The organism is Hyphomonas pacifica, assembly GCF_000682675.1.
Lineage (GTDB): Bacteria > Pseudomonadota > Alphaproteobacteria > Caulobacterales > Hyphomonadaceae > Hyphomonas > Hyphomonas pacifica.
Map to the genome: position 1 here is coordinate 1 of NZ_AWFA01000032.1, position 17,510 is coordinate 17,510.

Sequence of the window (17,510 nt, forward strand, 5' to 3'; positions counted from 1 at the left end):
TCAAATGCGGGACCATTTGGGGCTCAGGTCATCAGCTCCGTAATCGAGGGCGAGCCTTCCAGTTTCAGCTCCCCCGCGGTCAACACGTCGACCGGCAGGGCGGCATCCTCTGGCGTACCGGCAATCAGGGAGCCGGTAACGGTCACCGTTGATTGCCTAAGTTCAGACCCATCCTCTTCCTGCGCAAACGCTGGAATTACCAACGCCAGGGCAGCGCAAGACGCAGTGGTCCACAGTCTCATAGATCGCTTCATATTTTCCTCCCGTAATCATGAGCATCCGGATCTTTTGGCGTCCGTGATGTCTCATCAGAGGATCAGCATATGCCCCGTCAGGGCTTTCAGAAGGTCCGACTTATTGTGCGGTGCAATAGAAATCGAAGCTTTCGCAAGTAAACAACGTTGTCAGAAATGTGTAATCGCGCTTACCCCGACGCAAACCTGTAGAAACTCTGGCGAATTATAGGTGTGTTGTGGCGCAAATGTTACAGTCAGCAAGAATTCATCGCGCAACTACCTTGAATAGGTGAAACGATAACATTTGTCTCTATTTTGAGAGGTAATCCGCCAAAAAGAGCGGGTCCGAAATACCTCCCGGAACTCAATAAATAATACAATTTAGGAAACCGCTATGCTTCTCAAACACACTCTGTTTGCGACGGCTTCTGCCGTCCTTCTTTTCGGTGCTGCGCAGGCTCAGGAAACTGAGACCCAGACCGAGCGCGAGTCCGCAATCGATCGCGTTCTCGGCACTGTCACCGTCACCGCCACCAAGAAGAAAGACGTTGAAAACGTTCAGGACGTTGCCGTCGCTGTCTCTGCTTTCAATGCCGATACGCTGGACGCGCTGAACGTCAACACGCTGGAAAGCCTGTCTTACTCTTCCCCGAACGTCTCCCTGGATGACGTCGGCACGGCGCGCGGCACAGCAAACTTCGCGATCCGCGGCCTGGGTGTGAACTCTTCCATCCCGTCCACCGACCCGGCCGTCGGCGTGTTCATTGATGGCGTCTATATCGGCGTGAACAGCCAGGTTGTGGTTGACCTGTTCGATGTGGACAGCATCGAGATCCTGCGCGGCCCGCAAGGCCTGCTGTTCGGACGTAACACCACCGGCGGCGCGGTTGTCGTCAACACCGGCAACCCGACAGACGAATTCACCTACAAGGTAGGCGTGGACGTGAACGGCCCGATTGATGATGATCGCGGCGGCGCTTCCGCCAAGGTTCAGGGCTATGTCTCCGGTCCGCTGATCGAAGGCGTTCTGAACGGCAAGCTCGGCGCGTCCTATGTCACCGATGCCGGTTATTTCAAGAACCAGTATAATGGCGACAATCACGGCGAACTTCAGGCGGCCACCTATCGCGGCGCCCTGGAATTCACGCCGACCGAACGCCTGACTTTCCTCGGCAAGCTGGAATACAGCGATTCCCGCGGTGACGGCCCGAGCGGCCAGAACCGTTCCTATTTCGAGCGTGACACATTCGACATGTCCATCAACGAGCCAGGCTTTGGCGAAGCTGAGGCCCTGTTCGGTTCTCTGCGTACGGACTATGATGTTGATTTCGGGAATGGCCGTATCACCAACATCTTTGGCTATCGGGATCTGGAAACCACCAGTCGCGCCGACATCGACGCAACCCCCTTCACACTGTTCCACTCCGATGCAGAGTTCAATGCAGAGCAATTCTCTGACGAACTTCGCTATGCCGGCACTTTCGGCAAGGCAGACGTGACGACCGGCCTGTACTATTTCGAACAGGAACTGGAATACACCGAAATCCGTAACCTTCCGACGACCCGCCCAGGCGCCCTTCCGGCGTCCATCCCGTGGGGCTTCTATGGCGGCGGCAAGATGGACCACACTGTTTGGGGCGCTTTTGTGAACGTAGACTATTCGTTCACGGACCGCCTGATCGGTACGGCCGGCCTGCGCTATTCCAACGAAGAGAAGGACGCAGACGTCGTCTTCATCCGTCCGCGCTTCCCTTGCTCTGTTGTCCAAGGTACCTGTAGTCCCGACGGTACCAATGACCTGATTGCCCTGATCACCGGCGGTGCACAGGAGCCAAACGGCTTCAGCGACGGCAATGAATGGTCTAACTGGACGCCGAAACTAGGCCTGCAATATTTCTGGAATGATTATGTCCAGACCTATGCAACCTGGAGCAAGGGCTTCCGCTCGGGCGGTTACAACTTCCGCATCACCGATGTTCCGATCTTCTACCAGTTTGTCGCGCAAACCGGTGATCTTGGCTTCGATGAGGAAGAGCTCGACGCCTATGAAATCGGCTTCAAGTCTCAAAGCGAAGATGGCCGTATCCAGATCAATGGATCGGTGTTTTACACCGACATCAAGAACATGCAGCGTGAGGTTAACACCTCTGGCAGCTCGGGTGTTGTCCAGAACATCATCAACACCGCAGATGCGACAATCTACGGTATTGAAACCGATGGCCGCTGGGCGATCACCGATACCCTGCTCGGCACGTTCAATGTCGGCATCATCGACGCGTCCTATGACAAGGTCTTCTTCGATCTTGATGCAGACGGTGTCGTCGGTGACAGCGATCTGCGCCTTGACCTGCCGCGTGTTCCGGAACTCACCTGGGGTGTCGGCCTGATCAAGGATATCGACATGGGAGACAATGGCGCTCTCGTAGCGGGCGTAAACTTCCAGCACCGTGACCGCATTGCCTATACAGACAGCAACTTTGGCTGGGTACAGGCTGCGGACATTCTCGACTTCAACCTGACCTGGGAAACACCGTACAAGGGCCTCTCCGCATCCCTCTACGGCAAGAACATGCTGGACGAGGTTCAGGCCGGTAACGACACGCAGCTGCCTTTCCCTGGCCCGCTGTCTACCGGTGTGAACTATTCCTACCCGGCCTATCCGGCTGGCGGCACGTTCTCCCCGCTGAAGAAAGGCCGCCTGCTAGGCCTGGAGCTGACCTACGAATACTAGGCGCTCATTCGCAAAAACAAACTTCCGGAAAGGGCGGCCCAAGGGTCGCCCTTTTTGCATGGCGACCCTATGTGTCTTGCATGGCCCATTCCCTTCCGATCCAGACGATCACTCCCTTTATCGCCGATCCGGTTCACCCGGCAGACTTCCCCGCCCACACCTTACGATATTGGAACGCGCGCTGGGCCGAGGAAACAGGCCTTTCTGGCTTAAGCAAAGCTGACCAGCTCTCTCATTTCGGGCGCTTCAAACCCCTGGATGGAAATCTCCCGCACCCTCTCGCCTTGCGCTATCACGGCCACCAATTCGGCGTTTACAACCCACAACTTGGCGATGGGCGCGGTTTCCTGTTCGCACAGATTCAGGACACTACCGGTCGCTGGCTGGATCTTGGCACCAAGGGCTCCGGCCAGACCCCATGGAGCCGGCAGGGCGATGGTCGCCTGACCCTCAAGGGCGGCGTCCGCGAAATCCTCGCTGCCAATTATCTCGAAGCCCACGGGGTTAATACATCCAAACCCTTCACCCTCATCGAAACCGGCGAATCGCTCCACCGCAATGACGAGCCATCGCCGACGCGCTCTGCCGTTCTGACCCGCCTTTCCCACAGCCATGTTCGCTTTGGCAGCTTTCAGCGCCTGGCCTATCTGGAACAGCAGCAAGACCTTGCCCGCCTTGTTGACTATTGCATCCACTATTTTCATCCGGAAGCAGACGATCCGGACATGTCCCAAAAGACCGTCAACCTGCTGGCGGCCATCTCCCGCGCGACAGGCGCCATGATCGGCCAGTGGATGGCGACTGGCTTTGTCCACGGCGTGATGAATACAGATAATTTCAACATCACCGGCGAGACTTTTGATTTCGGCCCTTGGCGCTTCCTGCCAGTCTCCGACCCGAATTTCACCGCCGCCTATTTTGACCAGCAGGGCCTATATCGCTTTGGCCGCCAGCCCCTTCAAGGCGGCTGGGCTCTGCAACAGCTCGCATCCGCGCTGCTGCCTCTGGCGGAGGCCGAGGCCCTCGCCACCGGCCTGAAACCCTATGAACAGGCCTATCAGCAGAGCTTCATCGCCCATACCCATGCCCTCCTGGGAGTGGAACCACTAAAATATACAGACAGCGACACGGAATTCCTTCAGGCCTTCTATGCTTGGATGACAAAGAGCGAGGCCAGTTGGCCGCAAACATTCTTTGACTGGTTTTGCGGCCATGAAAGCGAGCCTCGCGCTGCCGCCTCCCCGCAAGCGAGCCTCTATCGGGAAGAAGCCTTCGCGCCGGTCCGCGAGGCTCTCCTCGCCCGCGCGCCCGTCCGGCCAGAGCGCCTCTCACACGCTTATTTCCAGAGTGACCAGCCCGCCAGCCTGCTGATTGATGAGGTGGAATCTCTCTGGGCCCCGATTGCCGAGCGCGATGACTGGTCTGCCTTACAGGCAAAGCTGGACCATATCGAACAGGCCCGGCAGGCCTTTGCCTGGCACACCGAACCCGGCAATATCAGACTGCCCTGATGGAGACCCCAATGAAACTGCCGCTTATCCTGTTATCCGCCACCCTGCTTCTCACTGCGTGTGGAAACGAGACCCCCCTGCCCCGTGAAGAGGCTGCACCACAAAATACCCCGCAGGTGGCTGAAACAGATACGGCCACGATACCCTGCCGCGTAAAGCAGAATTCCATCGGCTTTCACACAGGTTCATCGGAGCTTACCAGCCTGGGTCATGATCTGATTCTGGAAGTCATTGAGGACCGCGCGACAGATTGCCCGAATGGCCGGGTCCACATCATCACCTATCGCACAGATGATACAGATCTGACCGCCGCGCGCCATGCCGCCATTCTGGATGTGGTGACTGAGTCCGGTATCCTTTCGGAGGACATGGAGGCGAGCATCACGGATCCCACAGATCCGGAAGAAGCGGGCCGCACAATTGTCACTCTGGACGCCGAATAACGCCGACAGAAGAGCAGGCGCGTACCCTATTCCGCCGGCATGTGCGCGCCGCTCGTTTCTTTCACTTTGTCCGTCTTGCCGGTGCCCGCATTCTTTGCCCAGGGATAGGCGGACTTCCACACTTCCTGGCCGTCGCCCGGCTCGACATAATGGCATCCGATCAGGGTGCGCACAAAATCCATCAGAACGAAGCGGTCGGATTTCATATACCATTCGCCTAGAATCGGCTTGATCGCCTCTGTTGCTTCCCGTGTGTAATAATGCGGGATCGTCGGGAAGATGTGGTGCACCACATGCAAATCTCCGATGTGGTGGGTCAGCCAGTTGAACGGGCCATAATTGCGGTCCACCGTGGCAAGCGCGCCTTTCAGGCTGCTCCAGTCATCGCTGTCATAGACCGGTACTTCCGGCGAAACATGCTGCATATAGGTCACGAAGGTCAACCAGGCCGCATAAACGAAATACGGGCCGACAATATAGGTCAGCGCAAAGACCCAGCCGAATATCACGCCCAAAGCAATATAGATCGCCAAGCATGCCAGCACACCGGCAAGGCTTGCTGCCCAGGACCATTTCACATGGCTGGCATACAGATCGCTGACCGGCAGGAAGTGACTGCCATTCACAGGGTCATATGTCGTCAGATTGCGATAGCCCAGCTTGTACATCGGCCAGCCAATCAACAGAAACAGGCCGGACCGGAACAACACTTTCCGCGCCAACCAGTCATCTTCTGCGCGGCAGGGCCGGAACACTTCCTCCTCTCGGAAATGCCCGGTTTTCATGTGATGCATGGCATGGCTGCGTTGCCAGCCGCGATACGGCACCAGAATGATGGAATGCGTGATCAGTCCTACCGCCGTGTTCACCGCGCGGGATTTGGAAAACGCGCCATGCCCGGCCTCATGCCCGATCACAAAGACTGCCCAGAACATCGTCCCGATGAAAAAGATCAGCGGTAATTTCAGATACCAGGCAGACACCTGTGACAGCGCCCAATAGGCCACCGCGATCAGGACAAAATCAAAGAGCAGATAAGCCATCGACCGGGCAGTGCTGGGTTGGAAGCACCTTGCTGGAATCGCTGCCTTGAGATCAGCCCGTGTGAAATCCGGAGTCATGATACCACCCTTCCAAATCTCCCACCCAGACGAACCCTAGGCGCAATGCCCTGGCCTGAAAACAGGTCTCCCCGGGAAAGCTCACAAAAATGACGTGTCTGTTCAAATACTGGCACATCTTGTTTACGGCTTCTATGTAAAATGGAAGCGACATTCCCCGCAATACGTAGGACCCGCAATCAGCTCTCCAGCTCGACGTCCCAGTAGAGATAGTCCATCCAGGTTTCGTGCAGATGGTTGGGCGGGAATTTGCGGCCGATTTCCTGCAGCTGGAAATTGTTTGGTCGCATGGGCCGTCGCATCAGATGCATGTCCGTATGGTGCAGGAACTTGCCGCCCTTCCTGAGATTACAGGGGCTGCACGCCGCGACGATATTCTCCCAGCTCGTCCGTCCGCCTTTGGAGCGCGGAATAACATGGTCGAAGGTCAGATTGTCCGAAGCGCCGCAATAGGCACATTTAAAGCCATCACGCAGGAAGACATTGAAGCGCGTAAACGCCGGCGGTCTGTCCTGGCGCACAAAATCGCGCAATGCGATCACGCTTGGCAGACGAAATTCCGTACTCGGGCTGCGCACGACATAATCATATTCTGCAATGATATCGACACGGTCCAGAAACACCGCCTTCACGACTTCCTGCCAAGGCCAAAGGGAGAGCGGATAATAGGAAAGCGGTCTGTAATCAGCATTTAGAACAAGTGCCGGCCGACCGCTGGGCGGGGTCGTCATTATCTCAGCCATGGGAGCCTCCCATGCGTATGAGATCATATTGTCCAACGAACTGACTGAAGACGCAGCTCCTTTTCGTTTCGTCCATGCGGATAGACGATTCGTATCATGAGATTATGACAGTCGCAGCGTTTTGCAATCTTTTACCGCCCGCTCAGGCCTGCGGGCTCGCCCCGCCAGCCTTGGCCCGCTCGGCATTGATCCAGCCCCAGAGCAGATGCGCAGCCACTCCGCGATACGGGCGCCAAGCCTCTGCATGACTGGTAAATTCCTTGATTTCCATACGGGTTTCATGGCCCGACAGAAGTTTGTGCGCCTCCATCAGGCCGACATCGCCGACCGGAAAGGCATCCATAGCGCCAACCGAATAGAGCAGGAATAATTCTGCGGTCCATGGGCCGATTCCCTTCACCGCAACCAGTTCCTTACGCGCAGAATCCAGATCAGACGCGCAGACGCGCTCCAGTTTCAGCGCGCCTGTGACGACGGCCTCAGCGATGGATGTCATGTGGCGCACCTTTGGCCGCGACATGCCGCAGCCCCGAATGGCCTCCGGATCTGCCGCCAGTACGGCCTCGGGCGTCACCTCTCCGAACATAGCCTCGGTACGGCCCCAGATCGTACCTGCTGCCTTTGTCGACAATTGCTGATAGGCGATCAGGCGGCACAGCGCCGCATAGGTCGGTTGGCCGACGCGCCACTCCGGCACGCCCATTTCCTCATAGGCTCTCTCCAACGCAGGGTCTGCTGCGGCCAGTGTTTTACAGGCCGCTATCAGTTTCCGCTGCGAAGGCGCCGTCAAAAGCGCGGCTCCGGCAGGCGGCCGAGACTTAGCGGACCCATTTTCAGTTCATTGTCCTTGATCGTGAAGGTCAGGAACCCGCCATCCTTGGAAGACGCTTCCAGCATGGTGATCACGGCCTGCTCCTGCTGGCCCAACCGGCTCGCCGCTTCCATTTCGGCCTTCAAATTCTCCGCATTGTCGATGCGCAGGCCTGCCGTGCCATTTGCCTTGCCGCCCTTGAAGCTGATATCGCCCTTCGCGCCGAGCTCCAGCGGCCCCCATTTCAGCAGCAATTGCGCGACTTCGATGCCGCCCTCCTGCTCCATCAAAGCCTCATAGAACTGTTCCGGCTCGCCCGCCGCGCGCAGCCAGGCGGGATAGAATTCGCGCACTTCGCCGATCAGCCGAGACGGCCCCAGCGTGTCGCCCAGATATTCCGCGCCTTGCGGTGTCGCATTCAGGGTCAGCCTGTCCCACTGAACAGCAAACATCATATCATCGGGAGATGTCTTGCGTGGCGCAAGATTGAGGGAGAAGCCGGTCGTTGCATAGGATTCCCCGCGGATCAGCGCGGTCGCATTGCCCAGCTGTAGACCGATCCGGTTCACAGATGTCTTGTTCCACGACACACTCATCGCGGATTTCGGATCAAGATTGATCGTATGGCGCAGGGCGCTTGGCTCCGTGATCAGGTTCCGGCCCGGTGAATAGGCAATGATGTGCTGCCAGTTCCAGGGCTGCATGACGAGGCGCAGCCTTTCGCCTTGCCAACGCGCCTGCCCGCGCGGTTGATAGACCGGATCGCGCACGTCCAGTTCAAACCGGAAGGGGTATCCGCCGACAGATTTCGATGTATATTCAATCGTCGCGCCCTTGCCCTGTTCACTGCGGATCCATTCATCAATACCCTTATCCAGCTGGCTGCGTGCGATCAGCCAATAGGCCGTCCAGCCCGCAATCACGATCAGCAGCAGAACAAAAGGAAAGAATAGCCAGAAGCGGGATTTCTTCTGCACGGTGGAAGGTTCAACCATGAATTGGTCCTGACAGGATTACTTGGACAGGCGCGCCTGAACAGCGCGGCCTTCTTCAATAAGAGCGTTGCTGGCTGCCTCAAGTTCCGTTTCCAGCCGCGCCATCAGATCGCGGCGCGACAGACCCGCTGGAATGGGGGGCAGGATTTCGTAGACAATCTTGCCCTTGGAACGTTTCAGACCCCGGCCCGGCCAGCAGAGGCCCGCATTGGTCGCCACCGGAACAATTGGCTCTTCAATCGCCTTGGCCAGCGCGGACAGACCGGCGGCATGATAGGCTGGCGGCGCGCCGGGCTCGACCCGTGTGCCTTCCGGAAAGATGACGATCTGACGGCCATCGGCGGCGCGCTCTTTGGCCTCGCCCACCATCTTCTTCAGCGTTTTGGTCGTGCCTTCACGGTCAATCGGGATCATCGCTGCCTTCAGCGCATACCAGCCAAGGAAGGGATACCAGAGCAATTCCTTCTTCATGATCACGACAGGGGCGCGTGTCACAATGAAGGGAATGAACACATCCAGCATGCAATGGTGCTTGCCTGCATACAGCACGGTGCCGCGCGGCATGTTCTGCTGACCGCGAATCTCCGTCTCGATGCCGCAGATCAGGCGCAGGCCCAGGATCAGGCTGCGCGCATAAACGCTGATACCCCACAGGATCACGCCCTTCGGCATTATCAAGGTCGGCAGGAACAAAATCCCCATGATGGCCATCAGGCCATACATCCAGATCACGAACAGAAGAGAGCGCAGCAATGTCATAGCGCTATCAGATAGCCGCTCATTCCAGTGTCGTCACGCGCCACTTCAGCCATTCGGTCAGAACCCCCCGGAAGGAATCCGGATCGCTCCAGATCGAAGAGGGGTCATTTACCGTGCGCACCGGCCACGGGATCAGCTGCATATCCGGCATGGTCTTCTGCAAAACGATCAGGCTGCGAGGCATATGATAATCAGAGGTGACAATAATCAGCCGCTCATAATCGCGTTCATAGGCCCAGGCAGCCGTCTCCTCGGCATTCCCCTTGGTCGACTCGGCCATGTAGCCAATGTCCACGCAGCAAGCCCAGACCTCTTCCGATCCGCCTGCCAGATTGATCAGCTCCTGACGGGTCACATCGGGATTGACGCCGGAGATCAGCAGGCGCTGCGCGCGGCCCTCGGCCACCAACTCGACGCCCGCAGCAATGCGGATGCCGGAACCTCCCGTCAGCGCGACAATGCCATCTGCCCGCGCATCTTCATCATGCGTGGCAGAGGCAACGCGATTGGCGAACAGGATGAAATCCACTGCCGCCACACACAATGCGGCAAGCGCCATGGCGGGGACAATTCCGAACCGCCGTTTCCTGAGCCGCCTTTCTCCACTCACATCATACTCTTCAAAGACCGGACCACCGTGATGCGCGCTGCGAACCTCGCTGCCAGTCCGGCAATCAGCGGCGTCAGCACCAGAATCAGAAGATCATAGAAGTCCAGACTCAGTTCAGGCAACAGGCCACTGCGCGCACCACTGGAGCGGGCCGCAAGTATCATGGCCGCCGCCGCGCCAAGAGACATGAGCGCGCCGACAGATCCGGCCCTCAGGCCCAGCAACCAGAAGCGCCGCTCGAAAAGGCTAGCAATGAATTTGTCCCGCGCGCCCGCCAGATGCAGCACATCCACAATGTCCCGTCGGGTCAGCAACGCCGCATGAGTCGCAAAGGCGATCACAGCTACCGCTGTTGAGGCAAGCAGGGCCACTGCGATCAGAGCCACCAGTCGCGCAATGCCCAGAACGCGCCGCACATCTCCGGCCCATTCGGCATGTTCATCGACCGCGCTGACATAGCCAGCCTCCGTCAATCGCCGCTCAATATTCGGTCCTACAAATTGGGCCAGCGGATCTGCTCTCACCGCGACCAATTGCGGCAAAGGCAGGCTTTCGGGCAGGCCCCGGCTGCCAAAGCTCGGCTCCAGCAATTCGTCGATCTCTTCTTTGCTCAGCAGGCGCGCCTCACGCACCCCATCGGTTTCCGCGATCAGCTTGCGGGCCTCCTCGGCCGCACGCCGGTCCACATCCGGCAGGGAAACTGTCAGCTCACCTTCCACTTCCGCTGTCCAGCTGCGGGCGGCACCATAGGTGGATTTCGCAGACAAGGTGGCCAGCGCTGCCAGAAAGCACAGCGCACCCACGACAAAGAACAACGCAGCTTCGCGCGCATCCTCAACAGGTAAAAGGGGAGTTTCCCTGGGCTTCATCTATTTTGTCTTTACCGGATCTGTACGCCGACGTCCGGCCACTGCCGTGCCGTCGCTATATTCGGCATCCTGTACCAGCAGGCCGTGCTGCAACCGGTAAACCGGTGCCTGCACCTGCCGCACAAGGCCCAGATCATGCGTCGCGATGATCACTGTGGTGCCGCGCCGCTTGTTCAACTCCAGGAACAGCCGCATCAGGCGAGAGCCCATTTCCGGATCCACATTGCCGGTCGGCTCGTCAGCGATCAGTATATCCGGCTGAGTCACCACGGCGCGGGCAATCGCGACGCGCTGCTGCTCACCACCGGACAGGGTCGGCGGCCGCGCATGCATCCGTTCGCCCAAGCCTACCCAGGCGAGCAATTCCTGCACATCGCTGCGATAGCTCGCTTCCTTGCGGCCGAGCACACGCAACGGCAATGCAACATTTTCATAGGCCGTAAGATGGTCCAGCAGACGGAATTCCTGAAACACTACGCCCACTCTGCGGCGTAGGGCCGACAATTGGTCCCGTGTCAGGCGGCTGGTCGGCCGACCGAACAGAGAGACCTCCCCCATGCTGGGTTTCAACGCCAGATAAAGCAGCTTCAGCAGGCTGGTTTTGCCCGCCCCGGAAGCACCTGTGAGAAAGCTGAATGATCCGGGTTTCAGGACCAGATCAATACCGCTAAGTATGTCTTCTGACGTGTCATAGCGAAGCGACACTCCGTCGAGGCGCACAGCGACATCGTCAAACAGGTCTAGGCGGGATAGGGTCATAGGCTCCTGTCGTATTGCTCAGACGGATGGATTATTGGGGCGAATTGCGGGAAAGACCAAGACATGATCCTCACCTGCCCCAATTGTGAGACCCAGTATTTCGCCGATGACTCAACAATCGGTGAAAGCGGACGCACGGTTAAGTGCGCGGCCTGCGGAAACTCATGGTTCGTTGCCCCGAAACAGCAAAAGGAATCGGCCCGGCGTAATCCGGCCGCCGCCCATGAAATTTATCGTGAGCGTGTGCGCGAACAGCGCCGCCGCAAAAGCCGCTTTGCTGCCCTGCTGTCCTGGCTAATTACTGCAGGCCTGTTCTTTGCGCTTGGGATTGGCGCCATCGTCTTCCGCAATGAAGTCGTGAAAGCCTGGCCCGAGGCTGCAGGCGCTTACAAGCAGCTCGGCTTTGAGGTAAACCCTTACGGGCTGGAGTTTGAAGACATCCAGCGCAGTCGCACGTTCAACGACACGATCCCGATCGTCACGGTCGCTGGCAAAGCGGTGAACATTTCCCGCTCCTCCGTACGCACCCCTGCCGTGCGGGTGGAGTTGAAGGATGAACGCGGCGCGATTGTCAGCACCACTTATGGCCCGATCCAACCTGCCAGCCTGCCGGCTGGCAAGATCGGCACCTTCCAGATCGTGGTTGAGCAGGCCCCGATCGAAAGTTTTGAAATCGAATTGTCCTTCGTGCCACGCGACCAGGTGCCCGCCACGGCTGACATGACCTCCAATAGCCGTCTGGCAACAGACGCAGACACAGATGAGTCCCCGGAATGAGCGAAACGCCCAAGATAGAAGTCGTCGTGCCGGAAAAAGAATTGATGGCGCATATCGACAAGATGGCTGAGACGCTGGCCCCACGCCTGACCGGGGAATGGACGATTGTCTCCATCCTGATCGGCGCGACGCCGTTTACCTCGGACCTGATGAAGGCGCTTGCCCGCCGCGACATTCACCCGACACTGGATGTCATATGGCTGGAAAGCTACCGGGATGCCCGCGAAAGCTCTGGTCGGGTTGTCGTGCGTGCTGATCTGACCCGATCGGTCAAGGATCGCGGCGTGATCATCCTGGATGATGTGTTCGACACCGGCCGTACGCTCGCATTCGCCAAACAACACATGCTGGCCAAGGGGGCGCGGGAAGTCATAACCTGCGCGCTGACCCAGAAGCCCTGGGCGCCCCGCGGCGAAGACGGTGTGGATTATTGCGCGATTGAAGCGCCCGGCCGCTATCTGGTCGGCTATGGCATGGATGATGCTGGCAAGTATCGCGGCCTGCCCTATATCGGCGCGCTGGACTAGTCCGCAGACCCTACAGGATAGCGGGAATCACGCGATCCGGCGGGCGGTGGCCGTCGGCGAAGGTCTTGATGTTGATGATCACCTTCTCGCCCATTTCGGTGCGTCCCTCGATCGTGGCGGACCCCATATGCGGCAACAACACGACATTCGGCAGGCCCAGCAATTCCTCATTCACCGTCGGTTCGCGCTCGAAGACGTCCAGGCCTGCGCCAGCAATCTTGCCCGCCTTCAGCGCGCGGGCCAGGGCGGCTTCGTCGATCACCTCACCCCGCGCGGTATTCACGATATAGGCTTCCGGCTTCATCAGCTCGATGCGGCGGGCATTCATCAGGTGGAAGGTCGCCGGCGTGTGCGGACAATTGACAGATACAATATCCATGCGCGCCAACATCTGGTCCAGACTGTCCCAATAGGTCGCTTCCAGCAGTTCCTCGATACGCGGGCTGACCGGCTTGCGGTTGTGATAATGGATCTGCAGGCCAAACGCCTTGGCGCGGCGGGCGACCGCTTGGCCGATCCGGCCCATGCCGATAATGCCGAGGCGCTTGCCCGCCAGACGGCGGCCCATCATCCAAGTAGGCGTCCAGCCATCAAAGCCGCCCGTATTCATGATCTGCGCACCCTCGAACAGGCGGCGCGGCACAGACAGGATCAGCGCCATGGCGACATCTGCCGTATCATCAGTCAGCACGCCCGGCGTGTTCGTCACAGTAATGCCGCGCTGAATAGCGCTTTGCACATCAATATTGTCCACGCCCGCACCAAATTGCGCGATCAGGCGCAGCTGCTCCCCCGCCCGCGCCATGACGCGGCCATCCAGACGGTCCGTCACGGTCGGCACCAGGACATCTGCCGTCTGCATCGCATCCACCAGCTCGTCCTGGGTGAAGGCGTGATCATCCTCGTTCAGCCGCGCATCAAACAATTCCTTCAACCGCAATTCAACGGGCGCGGGAAGTTTACGGGTCACGACGACTTTCAGCTTCTTTGCAGACATGGGGACTCTTTTTGCAAATATTCTCAAAACGGGCCTTAGCAGAGGGAACCTGCAACGCCAACGCTTCATATTTTACCCTAGATTCATTTGACCGTGGAATCGTACCGGCTCGCAGACAATGGGAAAAGACTGCACATGAAGTGGGCACCCATATTCCTGTCCGGGTTATTGCTGGTTGGCGCAAGCGCTTTCGCAGAAGGGCCGACCTATGTCCGCGTTAGCAAGTTTTCCGGCAAGGAAGTGCCCCGTTTCGAGGTGCTGAAATACAATGCCGTGAACGGACGCGCCGGACCCAGCCGGGATCATCCCATCCTCTGGCATTATGAGCGCAAGGGCCTGCCTCTGCTGATCATCAAGGAAAGCCAGAACTGGCGGCGCGTACGTGATCCTTCGGGCGCGGAGGTATGGGTGCATGCCCGCATGCTGGAACCCGGCCATACCGCCATGGTGCAATCAGATATAATGATGCACGAAGAGCCGGACGCCATGAGCGCGGAGATTGCATATATCGAGGCGACCGTGCTGGTCGACCTTGGCCCCTGCGACAAGGGATGGTGCCGTATTGAAGCCAGGAATTTCAAAGGCTTCGTGCCTGCGGCCACCCTCTGGGGCACCGATACGGCCGAGGCTGGCCTGTAAATCTGCATGGCAGACTGCTTCCCAGAGTGTTGACAAGCTGGCCGGGGCGCGCTCGTAAGGCTGCTTGCGCTGATTGAACAAGGGAACCGCCATGTCCGGACCGCACGATTATCACACGCCCAAGAATGCCTACACCAAGGAAGACCTGCTGGAATCCGGCAAGGGTGGGTATTTCGGACCGGGCAATGCCCAGCTGCCTGTCCCGCCCATGCTGATGATGGACCGTATCACGGAGATCACCGTGGATGGTGGCCAGTTCGGCAAGGGCAGCGTGATCGGCGAGCTCGACATCACGCCAGACCTCTGGTTCTTCCAGTGTCACTTCCCGGGTGATCCGGTCATGCCGGGCTGTCTCGGTCTGGACGCGATGTGGCAGGCCGTCGGCTACTGGCTTGGCTGGTCCGGCAGCCCCGGCAAGGGCCGCGCCCTCGGCGTTGGCGAAGTGAAGTTCACGGGCGAGATCACACCGGACAAGAAACTCGTCCGCTATGAGATCGACATCAAGCGCGTGCGCCGTGGCAAGCTGAATCTCGGCATCGCGGATGGCCGCGTCTATGTCGACGGAGAGCATGTCTACACAGCGCTCGACATGAAAGTCGGCCTCAAGAACGTCGACACATAAGCCTGAAGCGCTTGACCTTTGGCGAGGCGCTGCCTAGCCCTTCATAGATAGCAAACGACAGTATCCAAGGGAGATGCCGCCATGGCTGATGACTGGACCCCGCCTTCTGGCGACCTGATGAAAGGCAAGCGCGGCATCGTAATGGGCGTCGCCAACCAGAACTCCATCGCCTGGGGCATTGCACGCCAGCTTGCCGCGCAGGGCGCAGAGATCGCTTTCACCTATCAGGGCGAAAACCTTGAGCGCCGTGTCCGCCCGCTGGTCGAATCCATCGGCATGGATTTCATGATCCCGGCGGATGTGACCGATGACGCCTCCATGGACGCCGCCTTTGATGCGGTGAAAGACAAATGGGGCAAGATCGACTTCCTGGTTCACTCCATCGCCTTTGCCGGCAAGGACGAGCTTCAGGGCTCCATGGTCGCCAACACGACCCGCGAGGGCTTCCGCCGCGCGATGGACATTTCCGTCTACAGCTTCATTGATTGCGCCCGCCGCGCCAGCGAGATCATGCCCGATGGTGGGGCAATGATCTGCATGACGTATCTCGGCGCTGAGCGGACCGTTCCGTCCTATAATGTCATGGGCGTCGCCAAGGCTGCGCTGGAAGCGGCCACCCGCTATGCGGCGCGTGATCTCGGGCCTCAAGGCATCCGCGTCAACGCGATTTCCGCTGGTGCGATGCGCACGCTCTCTCTCGCCGGTATTCGCGGCGGCAAGAGCCTGATGGGCACAGGCCGCGACTGGTCCCTGCTCAAGGAAGACACCCGTATGGAAGGCGTCGCCGGCGCCGCGCTCTACCTGTTGTCAGAACTCGGCCACTCCGTCGCCGGTGAAGTCCACCATGTCGACGCCGGCTTCCACGTCGTCGGCGTCCCGGACCTGCCGGAAGACTAGACTTGTTCGACAAGCTCACATCCAAAGGCTTTGACATTTCGTCGAACTATCATGCCTCTTCACTCCTCGCTGAGGAATTCAGCGTTGCGCATGACGAGATCGAAGCGGTGCTCGACAAGTTTTCGATTGATGCAGGTGAGTTAGTCGCCGGAGGAGGAGGCGAGGCCTCATTTACCCAGCGTCTTCGGCACGCATTGGCGGATGCAGGTTGGAGCAAGCAAAACCTACTAATTGAGAAGCGCCTCATTCAGTACGAAGGCACACTTGGGAACGACAACTATAACAAGAAAGGCGAACGAACGATTCAGTCTCTCAGCCATGAGATAGATCATGTGAAATCGTTTGAGTCCGGAACAATACTTTTAGAGATTGAATGGAACAACAAGGATCCGTTCTTTGACCGTGACTTAGAGAATTTCAAAAGGTTACATGCGGATGGTGCAGCAAGCCTAGGAGTGATAATCACTCGCGGAAAATCCCTTCAAGATAGAATGTCCGATATCATAGAAGACTATGGGCTTAAGCATGAACTAGATTCGGCAGAATCACTTCAGGCTCACGGTCTTGCGCCCACACCACGTCAGCTTAGTATGTATGCAGGTTTGGCCCGGCGGTTTGAAGGAAATTATACAAAGGCTTGGGCCAAAGCCTTTGTCTCGGACAAATATGGAAGCGCAACTACTCACTGGGAAAAACTTGCGGATCGCTTGTCCCGTGGAGTTGGAAACCCGTGCCCTTTAATAGCAATTGGTTTACCAGCAGGGATAATCGTTCCTTAAGCGCTATTCAGCAGCAACTGAATTGAAAGAATACGTAGCCCATGTAGGTTCATAATCTTCTGCTTGGTTACCCCAAGCAGTCCATCCTTTTCGTGAACCCCGAGAAAAGAGCTCGAGAAAAGGTCCCCAGCTACAGTTCTCGATTATGTCATATTGTTCATCAGGCTTTCTGGAATGCTCGCGTTTGCGGGATTCAATAAAATTTACTTGGCGTCGGCCTGGAGCAAGTGTCCTGACATTCTTCCCTCTCACACCGAATAGAAGAACTTCTGTCACATTCCGAAAGTAGAAGCCTACACCTCTTCCATCGGGACCACCGTCTTTACGGATCTTCTCCCAAATTATGTTAGACTTGTATTGAAAGCCCCATGCTTCCATGACTTTCAAACCCTCCGGCAACAGAGCATTTGGCACCCATAAATAGAGATGGCTACGATCGGCTGCACAGCTCTCGACAGGCAAGTCACATATATCCTGCAACGTCATTGTTGGGTAGCGCTGAAGCCTTTTATGCTCAGGTGCAACTTTGCCTGTGCGGTTGGTGAACTGCCAAGGAGGGTCAGCCAATATCGTGCTATATTTGACGTCACCTACGCAGTTGAGTAGGTCGGAAGCGGCGCCAGAGATCTCTTTTTGTTCCATATGTTTTGGTTAAAGAAATTCTCCCGGAAAATCTAGTGTTCT

The 17,510-nt window shown here is 57.9% G+C and carries 20 protein-coding genes; 9 read left to right on the forward strand and 11 right to left on the reverse strand.

Going from position 1 to position 17,510, the window contains the following annotated elements; all coding sequences use genetic code 11:
- Positions 1-23: 23 nt before the first annotated feature.
- Positions 24-254, reverse strand: coding sequence for a hypothetical protein (locus HY2_RS10530; RefSeq protein ID WP_146617201.1), 231 nt, complete (start codon positions 252-254; stop codon positions 24-26).
- Positions 255-630: 376 nt separating this feature from the next.
- On the opposite strand from HY2_RS10530, the gene HY2_RS10535 reads away from it, so the two are divergent.
- The 3 genes from HY2_RS10535 (at position 631) to HY2_RS10545 (ending at position 4,921) form a co-directional block, all read left to right on the forward strand.
- Positions 631-2,967: a TonB-dependent receptor gene (locus HY2_RS10535; protein WP_034827400.1), complete on the forward strand. Its 2,337-nt coding sequence runs from the start codon at positions 631-633 to the stop codon at positions 2,965-2,967.
- A gap of 80 nt (positions 2,968-3,047) precedes the next feature.
- Complete coding sequence (locus HY2_RS10540) at positions 3,048-4,478, forward strand: protein adenylyltransferase SelO family protein (RefSeq protein WP_051594916.1); 1,431 nt, start codon at positions 3,048-3,050, stop codon at positions 4,476-4,478.
- Between the two features lie 11 nt (positions 4,479-4,489).
- Entirely contained in the window at positions 4,490-4,921 is a 432-nt protein-coding gene (locus HY2_RS10545; protein WP_112063339.1) for a hypothetical protein, read from the forward strand.
- Between the two features lie 26 nt (positions 4,922-4,947).
- On the opposite strand, the gene HY2_RS10550 is transcribed toward HY2_RS10545, so the two are convergent.
- The 8 genes from HY2_RS10550 to ftsE all read right to left on the reverse strand — a co-directional run bounded on the left by HY2_RS10550 (position 4,948) and on the right by ftsE (position 11,588).
- Positions 4,948-5,964: a fatty acid desaturase gene (locus tag HY2_RS10550; protein ID WP_051594917.1), complete on the reverse strand. Its 1,017-nt coding sequence runs from the start codon at positions 5,962-5,964 to the stop codon at positions 4,948-4,950.
- A gap of 257 nt (positions 5,965-6,221) precedes the next feature.
- Positions 6,222-6,785 carry an HNH endonuclease gene (locus HY2_RS10555; protein WP_034827443.1) on the reverse strand — a complete coding sequence of 188 codons (564 nt, stop codon included), beginning with the start codon at positions 6,783-6,785 and terminating at the stop codon, positions 6,222-6,224.
- Positions 6,786-6,927: 142 nt separating this feature from the next.
- Complete coding sequence (locus HY2_RS10560; RefSeq protein ID WP_034827402.1) at positions 6,928-7,575, reverse strand: DNA-3-methyladenine glycosylase family protein; 648 nt, start codon at positions 7,573-7,575, stop codon at positions 6,928-6,930.
- Positions 7,572-8,591 (reverse strand): DUF2125 domain-containing protein, encoded by a 1,020-nt coding sequence (locus HY2_RS10565; RefSeq protein WP_034827403.1) that lies wholly within the window; start codon positions 8,589-8,591, stop codon positions 7,572-7,574. Before HY2_RS10565 ends, HY2_RS10560 begins: the two co-directional genes overlap by 4 nt.
- An 18-nt stretch (positions 8,592-8,609) precedes the next feature.
- Complete coding sequence (locus HY2_RS10570; protein WP_034827404.1) at positions 8,610-9,350, reverse strand: lysophospholipid acyltransferase family protein; 741 nt, start codon at positions 9,348-9,350, stop codon at positions 8,610-8,612.
- A 19-nt stretch (positions 9,351-9,369) separates the two neighbouring features.
- Positions 9,370-9,960 (reverse strand): YdcF family protein, encoded by a 591-nt coding sequence (locus HY2_RS10575; protein WP_146617202.1) that lies wholly within the window; start codon positions 9,958-9,960, stop codon positions 9,370-9,372.
- Entirely contained in the window at positions 9,957-10,829 is an 873-nt protein-coding gene (locus HY2_RS10580) for a cell division protein FtsX (protein ID WP_034827405.1), read from the reverse strand. Before HY2_RS10580 ends, HY2_RS10575 begins: the two co-directional genes overlap by 4 nt.
- Positions 10,830-11,588: a cell division ATP-binding protein FtsE gene (gene ftsE, locus HY2_RS10585; RefSeq protein WP_051594919.1), complete on the reverse strand. Its 759-nt coding sequence runs from the start codon at positions 11,586-11,588 to the stop codon at positions 10,830-10,832.
- Between the two features lie 63 nt (positions 11,589-11,651).
- On the opposite strand from ftsE, the gene HY2_RS10590 reads away from it, so the two are divergent.
- Positions 11,652-12,365 (forward strand): MJ0042-type zinc finger domain-containing protein, encoded by a 714-nt coding sequence (locus HY2_RS10590; protein ID WP_034827406.1) that lies wholly within the window; start codon positions 11,652-11,654, stop codon positions 12,363-12,365.
- Entirely contained in the window at positions 12,362-12,892 is a 531-nt protein-coding gene (locus HY2_RS10595; protein ID WP_034827408.1) for a phosphoribosyltransferase, read from the forward strand. The genes HY2_RS10590 and HY2_RS10595 overlap by 4 nt, the downstream gene beginning before the upstream one ends.
- Before the next feature lie 10 nt (positions 12,893-12,902).
- Here HY2_RS10595 and HY2_RS10600 read toward each other — a convergent pair whose 3' ends face one another.
- Positions 12,903-13,889: a 2-hydroxyacid dehydrogenase gene (locus HY2_RS10600; RefSeq protein ID WP_034827410.1), complete on the reverse strand. Its 987-nt coding sequence runs from the start codon at positions 13,887-13,889 to the stop codon at positions 12,903-12,905.
- 135 nt (positions 13,890-14,024) lie between these two features.
- Between HY2_RS10600 and HY2_RS17485 the strand changes: the two genes are divergently transcribed.
- From HY2_RS17485 to HY2_RS10620, 4 genes are all read left to right on the forward strand, one after another.
- Positions 14,025-14,528, forward strand: a complete 504-nt coding sequence (locus HY2_RS17485) for an SH3 domain-containing protein (protein ID WP_051594920.1) — start codon at positions 14,025-14,027, stop codon at positions 14,526-14,528.
- Between the two features lie 91 nt (positions 14,529-14,619).
- Entirely contained in the window at positions 14,620-15,150 is a 531-nt protein-coding gene (gene fabA / locus HY2_RS10610) for a bifunctional 3-hydroxydecanoyl-ACP dehydratase/trans-2-decenoyl-ACP isomerase (RefSeq protein WP_034827412.1), read from the forward strand.
- A gap of 81 nt (positions 15,151-15,231) precedes the next feature.
- Complete coding sequence (locus tag HY2_RS10615) at positions 15,232-16,047, forward strand: enoyl-ACP reductase FabI (RefSeq protein ID WP_034827414.1); 816 nt, start codon at positions 15,232-15,234, stop codon at positions 16,045-16,047.
- A 2-nt stretch (positions 16,048-16,049) separates the two neighbouring features.
- Entirely contained in the window at positions 16,050-16,826 is a 777-nt protein-coding gene (locus HY2_RS10620) for a BglII/BstYI family type II restriction endonuclease (RefSeq protein WP_034827416.1), read from the forward strand.
- A gap of 3 nt (positions 16,827-16,829) precedes the next feature.
- Here HY2_RS10620 and HY2_RS10625 read toward each other — a convergent pair whose 3' ends face one another.
- A complete protein-coding gene (locus tag HY2_RS10625; RefSeq protein ID WP_034827418.1) occupies positions 16,830-17,468 on the reverse strand; it encodes an MT-A70 family methyltransferase in 639 nt (212 codons plus the stop codon).
- Between the last annotated feature and the right edge of the window lie 42 nt (positions 17,469-17,510).

Excerpts from the sequence above, each read along its gene's own strand:
- HY2_RS10530 (WP_146617201.1), bottom strand. The coding sequence starts at position 254 with ATGAAGCGATCTATGAGACTGTGGACCACTGCGTCTTGCGCTGCCCTG.
- HY2_RS10535 (WP_034827400.1), top strand. The coding sequence starts at position 631 with ATGCTTCTCAAACACACTCTGTTTGCGACGGCTTCTGCCGTCCTTCTT.
- HY2_RS10540 (WP_051594916.1), top strand. The coding sequence starts at position 3,048 with ATGGCCCATTCCCTTCCGATCCAGACGATCACTCCCTTTATCGCCGAT.
- HY2_RS10545 (WP_112063339.1), top strand. The coding sequence starts at position 4,490 with ATGAAACTGCCGCTTATCCTGTTATCCGCCACCCTGCTTCTCACTGCG.
- HY2_RS10550 (WP_051594917.1), bottom strand. The coding sequence starts at position 5,964 with ATGGCTTATCTGCTCTTTGATTTTGTCCTGATCGCGGTGGCCTATTGG.
- HY2_RS10555 (WP_034827443.1), bottom strand. The coding sequence starts at position 6,785 with ATGGCTGAGATAATGACGACCCCGCCCAGCGGTCGGCCGGCACTTGTT.
- HY2_RS10565 (WP_034827403.1), bottom strand. The coding sequence starts at position 8,591 with ATGGTTGAACCTTCCACCGTGCAGAAGAAATCCCGCTTCTGGCTATTC.
- HY2_RS10570 (WP_034827404.1), bottom strand. The coding sequence starts at position 9,350 with ATGACATTGCTGCGCTCTCTTCTGTTCGTGATCTGGATGTATGGCCTG.
- HY2_RS10580 (WP_034827405.1), bottom strand. The coding sequence starts at position 10,829 with ATGAAGCCCAGGGAAACTCCCCTTTTACCTGTTGAGGATGCGCGCGAA.
- ftsE (WP_051594919.1), bottom strand. The coding sequence starts at position 11,588 with ATGACCCTATCCCGCCTAGACCTGTTTGACGATGTCGCTGTGCGCCTC.
- HY2_RS10590 (WP_034827406.1), top strand. The coding sequence starts at position 11,652 with ATGATCCTCACCTGCCCCAATTGTGAGACCCAGTATTTCGCCGATGAC.
- HY2_RS10595 (WP_034827408.1), top strand. The coding sequence starts at position 12,362 with ATGAGCGAAACGCCCAAGATAGAAGTCGTCGTGCCGGAAAAAGAATTG.
- HY2_RS10600 (WP_034827410.1), bottom strand. The coding sequence starts at position 13,889 with ATGTCTGCAAAGAAGCTGAAAGTCGTCGTGACCCGTAAACTTCCCGCG.
- HY2_RS17485 (WP_051594920.1), top strand. The coding sequence starts at position 14,025 with ATGAAGTGGGCACCCATATTCCTGTCCGGGTTATTGCTGGTTGGCGCA.
- fabA (WP_034827412.1), top strand. The coding sequence starts at position 14,620 with ATGTCCGGACCGCACGATTATCACACGCCCAAGAATGCCTACACCAAG.
- HY2_RS10615 (WP_034827414.1), top strand. The coding sequence starts at position 15,232 with ATGGCTGATGACTGGACCCCGCCTTCTGGCGACCTGATGAAAGGCAAG.
- HY2_RS10625 (WP_034827418.1), bottom strand. The coding sequence starts at position 17,468 with ATGGAACAAAAAGAGATCTCTGGCGCCGCTTCCGACCTACTCAACTGC.